The organism is Lishizhenia sp., from assembly GCF_033720595.1.
Classification (GTDB): domain Bacteria; phylum Bacteroidota; class Bacteroidia; order Flavobacteriales_D; family Crocinitomicaceae; genus Lishizhenia.
Genome location: NZ_JAWWCF010000092.1, coordinates 1 through 11,395 on the forward strand (window position 1 = coordinate 1; position 11,395 = coordinate 11,395).

An 11,395-nucleotide genomic window follows, 5' to 3' on the forward strand; every position below is an offset into this window, starting at 1 on the left:
AATTACTGATGAAAATAGCATCTACATCGTAGTTTGTTCTCAGTTTATTGTATAACGGTACTGATCTGCTTTCGTCCCATTGATCATCCCCTAAATGGAGGATTATTTCGGGTTCATCTTCATTTCTTGAATTGTTGTACTGCTTAATGGCAAGTTCCATAGCCTTCCCTGGTGCTATCCCTAGATTGGTAGCTCTAACGGTTTGAGGGCCAATGAATCCAACATGAATATGTTCAATGTTTTGATTCGTACAGGAAATCAATAGCGTAAGAAGTAAGAAAAAAGTTGTTAATCTCATAAAGCTAAAAACAAATACTTGATGTAATCATAGTTTAGCTGTTGATAAGGTTGAATTGTTAAATATAGAGTAAAAAAAATAAGATACCCAAGAAATCTGTTGAATCGACAAAATTTTCAGACGAACGTCGTAAAACAAAAAAAGAGAGTTTAATAAACTCTCTTTTTAATGAATTAACAAGTCTTATATTATGCTTGTTTAACAAATTGTGCTTCAATTTGTAATTTTATTTTGTCGGATACAACTACATTCCCAGCTTCTGTTACTGCATTCCAAGAAAGTCCGAATTCTTTTCTGTTAATCGCTCCTGTAATTTCGAAACCTGCTTTCGTCTGACCGTATGGATCTACAGCTGTACCATTGTGCTCAATGTTCAAAGTAATTTCTTTGGTAACATCTTTTATCGTTAAATCACCTACTAATTTTTCTCCATCGAATGATTTAGAAGTAAAGGTCATTTTTGGGTATTGTTCTGCGTCAAAAAAGTCGGCAGATTTCAAGTGAGCATCACGATCTTCGTTTTTTGTGTGAATAGAATTGATGTCTATTTCCGCTGTTAATTCCATGTCAGAGAAGTTTTCTTCATTGGCGCTTACTGAACCAGTGAACGAAGAAAAATGTCCCGTAACTGTTGAAATCATCATGTGTTTCACTTTAAAAATTACGTCTGTGTGCGTTGGGTCAACAGCCCAAACTGTTTTAGTCATTGTTTCCATCTTGTCTTTGTTTTTTAATTTAATTCGGGCACTTCCATTACCAGTACCTTACTTTGTTTATTCGTTTTTATTTTAAATTCTTCTATATCTTTTATTCCAAGTCCATCTCTTTTACTCAGTGTGATATCATCGTTTATAAGAATTTCACCTTCCAGTAAAAAGAGGTAAACTCCATTCGTCTTATCTTTTAGGGTGTAGGTAGAGGTCTTATTTTCTTCAAAACTTCCAATGTGAAACCACGCATTTTGATGTATCCAAACTCCTTGATCTTCCGGAGAAGGGGAGAGTATTTGACTGAAAGTATTTTCCTCAATCAAATCTGATATGTTTACTTGATCATACCTTGGTTCAACGTTGCGCTTGTTAGGAATTACCCAAATTTGTAAGAAAGAGCATTCCTCATCTTTACTTTGATTGTATTCACTGTGCATTACGCCTGTACCTGCACTCATCACTTGGATATCACCTTCCTTAATGATGGCTGTGTTTCCCATGCTATCCTGGTGTTCCAAATTTCCTTTTAAGGGAATAGAAACAATTTCCATATTGTCGTGCGGGTGTTTGGGAAAACCAGTTCCTTTAGCAATTAAATCGTCATTGAGTACGCGAAGAACTCCGAAATTCATGCGTTCAGGATTATAGTAATTGGCAAAACTAAAGGTGTGCCTAGATAATAACCATCCATGATTGGCCAAGCCTCTTGTTTCCGCTTTGTGCAAAATTGTATTCATTTTTTTTTCCTCCTTTGCAGGGATGTGGTTAAAGCCTTCAATTTTTAAGGAAGTTTCAGCCTCAGAACTGTCTTTCGCCAAACTTTTAGAAGACCCTTGTACAGCACCTAATAATCCTATACCAAAAACTCCTTTTAAAAACTTATCTCTTTTCATTGTTTCCCTTTGTTGGGACAAATTTACAAATAGTATTTACCCGGGTAACTATTTAAAAGCGACATAAACTTATAAAAATCCGATATCTGTAAGATTTGGAGTGAAAAAAAGGTGGGAAATGTGCAATGCTGGAGTAGGAGTAGACTTATTTTGCCTTTACAGGAAACTCCTTTTTAGTTACGAATTCACCATCATGTGTAATGGTCAATGTTGCTTTACCTTCTTTAAGTGCTGTTATAGAAAGAATGGAGTCATTCATCCAAGTAACTTCCAAGTTTTCGGTTTCAAAACTCAGGTTCTTTGGAATAACATTATCCGCGTGCAGCTCAAAGTGATTAGCAACACCACGTGTTAAGAAACGTTGTGCATCTCTGTTAAGAATGAAATTGAAACTTGCATCGTTCTGAAATTCTGAGGCATTCGTGAAATTAGCAATACCACTTTTATAAATGCACAAGAATTTTCGTTTAAAAAGTATTTTCCCGGTGTTCTTATGTTCAACCACAAAAAGAACAGAGTCTTCAAGTTTTGGTTTGTGTGTAAAACTACCCCCATATGGGTTGATTATTTTGCCATCTACTTTTACACCCAATTGATAGGCTGGTATACTATCATGAAAAACCTGTAATCTATTTTCCATATACTTGATAAGGAAGTTAGAATTTACTTTGGTCAATTCAACTTTGGGTAAGTTGAAGTAAGAAGTACTTGCTGAACTTAAAAAAAGTCCAGAAATCCCTGCCCAAAGTAGTACTGTTTTCATGCGTCGTTAATTTGTTGCGAAAGTAATTGTAATCGACTAATAATACAAATTAAGGACTGCTTAAGCGATAGGTGGAACGTATGTATTCAGAGGGAGATTGGCCCGTATGCTTTTTAAAAAAACGACTAAAATACGCTTGTTCTTTAAAGCCTAATTCAAAGGAGATATCATGGACGTTTTTGTCTACTAGGACCAATCTTCTTTTAGCCTCTAATATGATGATATTTGCTATAAACTGATTGAGCGTTACACCTATACGTTCTTTAAGGATTTCATTTAATCTTTTAGGAGTGATTCCTAATTCTTTAGCGTAAAAAGTAGTCTGTCTATTTTTCGTATAGTTTTCTTCTACCAGATCAATGAGCTTTTCTAAGCGTCTCGAACGTTTATACCTCGCTTCTTCTATAGGTCTAAGCAGGTATATTTTATTTAACAAACCCACCAATAAAGAAACCAGGATGGGCTGGTAGTTTGAACCTGATATTTCTAATTGAAAAAGCCTAAGAAAGGAGTCGAGCATTTCAATGTCCTCCTCTTGAGCTTGAATGGGGATATTAACGAAAGGAGAAAATAAAGCTCTCAGCGTACTAAATTCACCCATTCTAAAAAACTCATTCTTGAAACAAAGTGATAAGCCCTTGGCTGTTCCGTTGAGCTCAACATATTGATTTTTTCCTATCAACAGAAACTGATAATTAAGTTCTCGAAACTCATCGCTATCTACGCGAATTGCACTTCCTTCATCCATAGAATTGATCCATAAAATTTCGGAACAGTCATGTCTATCATAATGCTGAGTACGTTGTGCATAACATGCATTGATATCCTTTAGTTCTACTAAGTTATGGAGCATAAGGTTCTGAATTGTATAAATTATAACTTTTGAGATGAAATTTTCAAATGGTTCTAAAACATCTGTTTTTAGTTGCGAATGAAAGAATGTCAACTAAATGATACTTTTATTAAATGTTCAAATAGTATAAATAATTGAAGCTAAAGTATAAAATAAAACCTGGTCACTCAATGTAATTTTGCATAAAAATTTTGCTCAATAAACTAAGAAATATGATTCGTATTCTAACTATTGCCGGAGCTCTGGCTTTTTTGATGAGTGCTTGTGGAGAAAAAGCGCAAGAGAAAGGCGGGGGAGGACCAATAGCTGTTCCCGTGCAAAGTCTGACTTTACAACATACAAGATTACATCAAAGCTATCCAGTGAGTATTGAAGGGAAGGAAATTGTTGAGATAAGACCTAGAATTCAAGGATACCTTGAAGATATTTACGTAGATGAAGGGCAGCGCGTTAAAAAAGGACAACTTCTTTTTAAAGTTAATGCCGACAATTTTGAACAACAGGTTCTTTCAGCAAAGGCGAAGGTTAAGGTGGCAGAGGCTGCTGTTCAATCTGCAAATAATGAGGTGCTTCGTTTAAAACCTTTGGTAGAGAAAGGAGTTGTAGGAGAGTTTGAGTTGACGCAAGCTGAATACTCCGTGGCTTCAGCCGAAGCGGCTTTGGTGGAAGCTCAAGCCAATGTTAAAAACATGCAAACCAATATAGACTATAGTAGAATTACCGCACCAAGTGATGGTGTTATTGGAACAATAGCCTACAGAAAAGGGAGTTTGGTGAGTCCAACAAGTACCCATCCAATTACCATTTTGGCCAATAATTCTGAGGTTAGAGCTTATTTTTCTGTCAATGAAAAAGCTTATCTCGACTATTCTAGTGATTTCAAAGTTGATAGTTCAAAACATGTAGAGTTAATATTAGCGAATGGAAAGGCTTACCCTAATACCGGCACCTTAGACGCTGTAAGTGGAATTATTGATAAATCCACGGGGTCGATAGTCATGCGTGCTACTTTCCCAAATCCTGATTTATTGCTGAAAAGTGGTGGTAGTGGTACCATTAATATTGAGGAGCTTAGAGAGAATGTCATATTAATTCCGCAAGCTGCAACCTTCGAGGTGCAAAACAAGCGATTTGTTTATGTGGTTCAAAATGACAATAAAGTGCAAACCCAATTAATAAAAGTAACGCCTACAGATGATGGTCAGCAATTCGTAGTAGAAGAAGGACTGAAAGAAGGAGATGAAATTGTTGTGAGTGGTATTAACGGTTTAAAAGCCGGAATGGAAATTAATCCAGAAAAAGCAGATTAAAGATGTTTCAAAAGTTTATACAAAGACCCGTATTATCTACGGTGATATCAATATTGATCGTAATTCTAGGAATATTGGGCTTAATGGATTTACCCGTTTCTCAATATCCAGAAATTGCTCCGCCTACTGTTCAAGTAACAGCAAGCTATCCGGGTGCCAGTGCAGATGTAGTATTGAATTCAGTAGTGGTTCCTTTAGAAGAGCAAATCAATGGGGTGGAGAACATGACCTACATGACTTCCTCTGCCACCAATAATGGTACGGCAACCATAAAAATTTACTTTGAACAAGGTACAGATCCAGATTTGGCAGCGGTAAACGTGCAAAACCGCGTATCGAGAGCTACCAGTTTATTGCCACAAGAAGTTACCCAATCTGGAGTAACGACCAGTAAGCAGCAAAGTGATAATATATTGATTTTTGCATTGTATAGTGAAAGTGAAGATTTTGACGAAGTTTTTGTTCAAAACTATGCAGAAATCAATTTAATACCCGCTATTAAAAGGGTGAACGGAGTAGGTAGTGCCCGAGCTTTTGGTGAGCAAAATTACTCCATGAGAATTTGGTTGAAGCCGGACAAAATGAAAGCTTATGGTCTGGTACCCGACGATGTATTTAAAGCCCTGTCTGAACAGAATGTTGAAGCGGCTCCTGGGCAATTTGGTCAGAATGGAGATCAATCTTTTCAATATGTCATTCGCTATACGGGGAAACTCAAGACGGAAAAACAGTTTGATGATATCGTTTTAAAATATGACGATAAGGGTCAAATCTTGCTGTTAAAAGATGTAGCCCGCGTTGAGTTAGGTTCTCAGAATTATACTAGAACTTTCCGTTTCAATGGACACTTGGCAGCAGGTATTGCAGTGGCCCAAACAGCCGGCTCAAACGCACAAGAGGTGATCGATAATTGTTTGGAGGTATTGGATGAAGCTTCAGCTTATTTTCCGGAGGGAATAAAATATGCAGAGTTGGTAAATGCGAACGATTTCTTAGATGAATCAATTTCTAAGGTAATCTCAACCTTATTAGAAGCCTTCGTTTTAGTATTTATTGTTGTTTTCCTTTTCTTACAAGATTTTAGATCTACCCTAATACCAGCAATTGCCGTTCCGGTAGCCATCATTGGTACTTTCTTTTTCCTAAACCTTTTTGGTTTTAGTTTGAATTTACTTACGCTATTTGCTTTGGTTTTGGCTATTGGTATTGTTGTGGATGATGCCATCGTTGTGGTGGAGGCCGTGCACGCTAAAATGGAAGAGACGCACCAGGGGGCGAAAGAGGCTACGCTCAATGCAATGGATGAGATTTCAGGGGCGATTATTTCGATTACCTTAGTGATGGCGGCGGTTTTCGTACCGGTGACTTTCATTTCTGGTTCGGCAGGAGTGTTCTATAAGCAATTTGGTATCACCCTGGCAATTGCCATAATTATTTCTGCGGTAAACGCCCTAACCTTGAGTCCAGCATTGTGTGCTATTTTCCTAAAGTCACATAATGAGGAAGGAAAGAAGAAAAAGTTATTGAGTCGTTTCTACACGGCCTTCAATGCTTCTTTTGATAACTTGACCAATAGATATGGTAAAGCATTGCGCTTCTTTACGAAGAACAAATGGATACCAATCGGTATTATCTTGACCTTTACGGTGATTTTGGTTGGGTTAGTGAAAACAACTCCAACAGGTTTCGTTCCCAAAGAAGATACGGGTACAATCTTCTGTGATATTACTTTACCTCCTTCATCTTCTCTGGAGAGGAGTGAGGAAATTGCGACCAAGGTAGATAGTATAGTACAGGATGTCGTAGGCGTTAAAAACACCTTGAAAATGGCAGGTAATTCCATTATCAATGGTCAAGGAAGTGCATACGGAATGGTAATTATCAAGTTAGATCCTTGGGGTGAAAGAGATAGAGATTTAGATGAAATTTTAGGTGAGTTATGGGCCAAAGTAGGAGGGGTTACAGATGCTCAGGTTATCTTTTTCCCTGCACCAACGATTAGAGGTTTTGGATTTAGTTCAGGATTTACCGTTGAGTTACAAGATAGAACAGGTAAGTCTATTGATGAGTTAAGTGCTGTTACACAAGAATTCATTGGAAACTTGAATGCACGTGAAGAAATTCAATATGCAACCACCTCTTTTAAAACATCTTACCCACAGTTTTTATTGTCTGTTAATGTTCCAAAGGCAATGGAGTCGGGCTTAACGGTAAAAGACATCATGAGTGCCATGCAAGGGTATTACGGTGGAGTATATGCTTCTAATTTTAACCGTTTTGGTAAGCAATACCGTATCATGGTTCAATCTGATGTAGATTATAGAAAGAATATAGAAACGCTGGATCAAATCTATGTCCGTAACAAAAAGGGAGAAATGGCCCCAATAAAGGAGTTCATTTCTTTGGATAAAGTGTATGGACCAGAAGCTATTAAAAGATTCAACTTGTATACCGCTGTTAATATTCAAGGTGCACCCAACGAAGGTTACTCATCTGGAGATGCTATTCAAGCAATATCAGAAGAAGCAAAGAAGCTTCCTCCAGGGTACAGTTATGATTATTCAGGCGCTACGCGTGAGGAGTTGAGTTCAGGTGGACAATCTGTATACATCTTTATGTTGTGTGTAATCTTTGTCTACTTCTTATTATCGGCTCAGTACGAAAGTTACATCTTGCCTTTGGCGGTAATATTATCCTTACCAGTAGGGTTAGCAGGAAGTTTCATTCTAGCGTACTTCTTAGGAGTAAATAATAATATCTATTTGCAAATATCTTTGATTATGTTGATTGGACTGTTGGCTAAAAATGCCATACTGATTGTGGAATTTGCGCTCCAGCGTAGGAGAAGTGGAGTTGGTTTAGTTGAGTCGGCAATTACAGGTGCTAAGGCACGTTTACGTCCGATTATCATGACCTCTTTTGCCTTCATCTTTGGTTTGGTTCCCTTAATATTATCAACAGGTGCAGGAGCTATAGGGAATAAATCTATTGCAACAGGTGCCATTGGAGGGATGTTATTAGGAACTTTGTTAGGGGTGTTAGTTATTCCAATATTATTTGTCATGTTCCAGTATTTACAAGAGAAAATTACAGGAACGCCTAAAGAAATTGAAGCATAATGAAAATCAATAAATTAATAGGATTCATAGCAATTGCTGCATTTTTACAGGCATGTAACCTGAGTAAGGATTACGACATGCCTAATTACAAAGAATTAGAGGCAATACGTGAAAATAACGCAACAGACTCAAGTTCATTTGCGGATGTGCAGTGGGATGAGCTTTATAAAGATGCACAATTGAATGCATTGATTCAAGAGGCTTTGGACAGCAATGTGAATGTGAACATCGCCATTCAAAACATTAAGAGCGCCGAAGCCATGTTGATGCAACGTAAAGGTGCTCAATTGCCAAGTGCAACACTTAATAGTACAGCTACGCAATCAAAGTTGGCGAATACAATTTCCCCAGCCACAGGTTTTGCTCAGCAGCAATACTCAGTTTATTTGAGTGCAAGTTGGGAGATAGACATTTGGGGGAAATACAGGGCTGCAAAACGTTCTGCCTTGGCCGATTTATTTGCAAATCAACATTTTTTAAATGCAGTTAAAACAAGACTGATTGCAGATGTGAGTGGTAGTTATTATCAATTATTGGCGTATGATGCGCAGTTGGAATTGTCTGAAACTACAGTAGAAAAGCGCGCAGCTTATTTAGAGACCTTGAAGGCTTTAAAAGAGGCATCGATGGTTACAGAGGCAGATGTTCAACAGGCTGAAGCTAACTTGGCAGCTGCTCAACTTATAATTCCACAACTTAAGCAGGCTATTCGATCTACAGAAAATGCCCTGAGTGTATTGTTAATGCGAACGCCAGGTAAGATAGAAAGAGGTGCGTTGAGCGGACAATCATTGAACTATAACTTTACACAAGGTGTTTCTGCCTTGTTACTCGGTAATAGACCCGATGTGATGCAAGCGGAATGGCAGTTACGCAGTGCTTACGAACAAATACATGTAGCTAGGGCACAATTTTACCCTTCGGTTACCCTAACAGGTAGAGGAGGTTTTGTAAGCAACAACCCTGCAGAATTGTTCGATCCAACTTCCTTTTTCGCTAATCTGGCGGGAGGTTTGGTGCAACCACTTTTCAATCAACGCCTAAATCGAGCGAATCTAGAGAAGCAACTTGCAGCCCAGAAAATTGCAGTGTACAATTACAAATATGCCTTCTTAAATGCGGGTAGAGAAGTATCTGATGCCCTTTTCAATTTTGAGATGGCCACAGAGAAAATCACCCATGCAAGTAAACAAGTTAATGCCTTAGAAAAAGCAGTTCGTATGAATGAAGAATTGCTCGCATACGGCAAAGTGAATTATACCGTAGTACTTACGGCAGAACAACAATTTTTAAATGCACAACTTTCTCAAATAGATGTGCAACTAGAGAAGTATTTATCACTTATTGAGGTCTACAGATCTTTAGGTGGTGGATGGAAATAAAAGTTTAGGTTTGCTTCCCTCAATTAGAGTTAGAAGTTCTTAGTTTTACATAGCCCTCAGGGAGGCAAACCTCTTTATTTTTTTTGCATGGATTTTCTATAACTAGAAGGACTTTGACCGGAAATCTTTTTGAAATAACTACTAAAATGTGCAGGTTCGTTAAAACCAATCTCAAAGGCAATTTCCTTTAAACTCATTGTAGAAAAATACAAAAGCCTCTTGGCGGCCAAGGTAATTCTTGCATCCAGATGATCTTTGGCAGTTTTACCCGTTAGATGTTTGATCGTTCTGTTGAGGTGGTCTGCCGTTATATTCATCTTGTCTGCATAGGTATTTACGGTATGTATTTCTTTGTAATGTTGGTTCACCAAATTTTTAAAGTTTTTTAATAAACTGTTACCTACCTCTACGCCTTGAGTGTGTTGGTAAGCTGGAAACTCACATGCGTTATTGCACTCTATAAGTATTAGTTTTAAAAAAGAACTTTGCGCCTCAGAATGGAACTTCATGGATCTGTTTTGGTAATCAATCAATAACTCACACAAACTGTTCACACGCATCATGTTGAGTGTATCGAGGGTAACTGGCGGTGTTTCTCCAAAATTTCGAAACAAATTCAAATCTTCTATAAAGCGAAAGGGGATGTTATTTCTAACCAAAAAATCATTCGAAAACAGTAGTACAAATCCTTCTGACTGCTCTTCTTCTATCACCTGATGAACTTGTCCGGGACTCACACAGTAAATTTGGTTCTCCGCTAAAGTATAATCTACAAAGTCAATTTTGTGGGTGCCCTGAGCTTTGTTCACAACTAATACCGTATAATAATCATGGCGGTGAGCTTCCTCTTTTTGACCATTGTTGCGATCGGCAAGTTCAGACATTCTTACAATTTTAAAGTAGATGTCTTCTCTTTCGTCTTCTATGTGTTTATAGGTTTTAATCATGATGTTTCAAATGCACCTTAAAAATACAATATGTTCGAAACATTCTTTCCTACACATTGTTCATTTGTATGCATACTTCTAAAAGTTAAGTTTTATTTCAAGATTCTATTTTTTACTTTAGAAAAAAGTAGTTGAAAAAATCCAAAGTCATGTAAACAGCGTAAATTCTTAAAAACAAATCTGTGAGCCCAAACAAATCAACAGCCGTACTCATCTTTACTCGCTCAGAGTCAGAGGAATTGCAGAAAAAGCAGTTCTTTTTGCATGACTATTCTAAGAGTAAAGCTTTGGTCCGTCTATTGAATCAAAAAATTAGGTTTGAAGTAAAACATACGGAATTCCCAGTTTTTTTCAGCGGTAATTGTAAACAGGGCAGCTTTGTACAAAAATTCAAGCAGGGGTTTACAGAACTTTTTACAAAAGGATATGAGCGCGTTATTTGCTTAGGTAATGACGTTCCAGAAATCAATACTAATTTAATTCAAGAGGTAGCCGGTCTGTTAGATTCTAATGATTTTGTAAGTGCTAAAACAAATACAGGAGGAATTGCCTTTTTAGGACTCACGAAATCTGGTTTTCAGCAATTCAATTTTCATCATGTCCAATGGCAATCTTCTAATTTGCTAGAATCTCTTTATACAGAAATTGAGAATCAAAAATATTGTTTTCTCCAACATGAGTTTTTTGAACTTAACACGCCATCTGAAACAAGACTGTTTTTTAGAAATATTAAAAATCTTTCCTTACTTACATGCTATGGTCAGTTTTTCTTAAAACTTATTGAACGTCAGTTCGATAATGTTACCCGAGATATTGAAACTGAGTATGAGTTTTATCTTCAAGGTGAGGGCTATCGCGGTCCACCGATAAGGTTTTGTTACTAAACACGTACTAAAGAAAAAAACGATTACTTATGATTTTAGTGGATTTACCACTGAAGAAAAACAAACATTATGAAGAAAACTCTACTCATTCTTCTCAGCATTTTTTATGGCTCTACGTTGTGGTCACAAAATACTATAGAAGGGATAATAAAAGACATGGAAACGCAAGAGCCTTTGCCTTTCGTTACCGTTGGGATAAAAAATACAAGCACAAAAGTAAGAACTGATATTACAGG

At 37.2% G+C, this 11,395-nt stretch carries 10 protein-coding genes; 4 read left to right on the forward strand and 6 right to left on the reverse strand.

Annotation, left to right across the window (positions count from 1 at the left end; translation table 11 throughout):
* The 5 genes from R3333_RS08015 to R3333_RS08035 form a co-directional block, all read right to left on the reverse strand.
* On the reverse strand, positions 1-298 hold a 298-nt coding region (locus R3333_RS08015), incomplete at its 3' end, for a hypothetical protein (protein WP_318958269.1).
* A gap of 188 nt (positions 299-486) precedes the next feature.
* On the reverse strand, positions 487-1,014 hold the full coding sequence (locus R3333_RS08020; RefSeq protein WP_318958270.1) for a YceI family protein: 528 nt from the start codon (positions 1,012-1,014) through the stop codon (positions 487-489).
* A 14-nt stretch (positions 1,015-1,028) separates the two neighbouring features.
* A complete protein-coding gene (locus R3333_RS08025) occupies positions 1,029-1,745 on the reverse strand; it encodes a pirin family protein (protein WP_318958278.1) in 717 nt (238 codons plus the stop codon).
* Between the two features lie 301 nt (positions 1,746-2,046).
* Positions 2,047-2,664 carry a hypothetical protein gene (locus R3333_RS08030; RefSeq protein WP_318958271.1) on the reverse strand — a complete coding sequence of 206 codons (618 nt, stop codon included), beginning with the start codon at positions 2,662-2,664 and terminating at the stop codon, positions 2,047-2,049.
* A 49-nt stretch (positions 2,665-2,713) separates the two neighbouring features.
* Complete coding sequence (locus R3333_RS08035) at positions 2,714-3,517, reverse strand: helix-turn-helix domain-containing protein (protein WP_318958272.1); 804 nt, start codon at positions 3,515-3,517, stop codon at positions 2,714-2,716.
* Positions 3,518-3,729: 212 nt separating this feature from the next.
* On the opposite strand from R3333_RS08035, the gene R3333_RS08040 reads away from it, so the two are divergent.
* The 3 genes from R3333_RS08040 to R3333_RS08050 are packed head-to-tail and all read left to right on the forward strand — an operon-like array spanning position 3,730 to position 9,328.
* Positions 3,730-4,827 (forward strand): efflux RND transporter periplasmic adaptor subunit, encoded by a 1,098-nt coding sequence (locus tag R3333_RS08040; protein ID WP_318958273.1) that lies wholly within the window; start codon positions 3,730-3,732, stop codon positions 4,825-4,827.
* A gap of 2 nt (positions 4,828-4,829) precedes the next feature.
* A complete protein-coding gene (locus R3333_RS08045; protein WP_318958274.1) occupies positions 4,830-7,946 on the forward strand; it encodes an efflux RND transporter permease subunit in 3,117 nt (1,038 codons plus the stop codon).
* Positions 7,946-9,328, forward strand: a complete 1,383-nt coding sequence (locus R3333_RS08050) for an efflux transporter outer membrane subunit (RefSeq protein ID WP_318958275.1) — start codon at positions 7,946-7,948, stop codon at positions 9,326-9,328. The genes R3333_RS08045 and R3333_RS08050 overlap by 1 nt, the downstream gene beginning before the upstream one ends.
* Positions 9,329-9,402: 74 nt before the next feature.
* Here R3333_RS08050 and R3333_RS08055 read toward each other — a convergent pair whose 3' ends face one another.
* Positions 9,403-10,275, reverse strand: coding sequence for a helix-turn-helix transcriptional regulator (locus R3333_RS08055; RefSeq protein ID WP_318958276.1), 873 nt, complete (start codon positions 10,273-10,275; stop codon positions 9,403-9,405).
* A gap of 239 nt (positions 10,276-10,514) precedes the next feature.
* On the opposite strand from R3333_RS08055, the gene R3333_RS08060 reads away from it, so the two are divergent.
* Positions 10,515-11,159, forward strand: a complete 645-nt coding sequence (locus tag R3333_RS08060; RefSeq protein ID WP_318958277.1) for a DUF2064 domain-containing protein — start codon at positions 10,515-10,517, stop codon at positions 11,157-11,159.
* The last annotated feature ends 236 nt before the right edge of the window (positions 11,160-11,395 follow it).

Excerpts from the sequence above, each read along its gene's own strand:
- R3333_RS08020 (WP_318958270.1), bottom strand. The coding sequence starts at position 1,014 with ATGGAAACAATGACTAAAACAGTTTGGGCTGTTGACCCAACGCACACA.
- R3333_RS08025 (WP_318958278.1), bottom strand. The coding sequence starts at position 1,745 with ATGAATACAATTTTGCACAAAGCGGAAACAAGAGGCTTGGCCAATCAT.
- R3333_RS08030 (WP_318958271.1), bottom strand. The coding sequence starts at position 2,664 with ATGAAAACAGTACTACTTTGGGCAGGGATTTCTGGACTTTTTTTAAGT.
- R3333_RS08035 (WP_318958272.1), bottom strand. The coding sequence starts at position 3,517 with ATGCTCCATAACTTAGTAGAACTAAAGGATATCAATGCATGTTATGCA.
- R3333_RS08040 (WP_318958273.1), top strand. The coding sequence starts at position 3,730 with ATGATTCGTATTCTAACTATTGCCGGAGCTCTGGCTTTTTTGATGAGT.
- R3333_RS08045 (WP_318958274.1), top strand. The coding sequence starts at position 4,830 with ATGTTTCAAAAGTTTATACAAAGACCCGTATTATCTACGGTGATATCA.
- R3333_RS08050 (WP_318958275.1), top strand. The coding sequence starts at position 7,946 with ATGAAAATCAATAAATTAATAGGATTCATAGCAATTGCTGCATTTTTA.
- R3333_RS08055 (WP_318958276.1), bottom strand. The coding sequence starts at position 10,275 with ATGATTAAAACCTATAAACACATAGAAGACGAAAGAGAAGACATCTAC.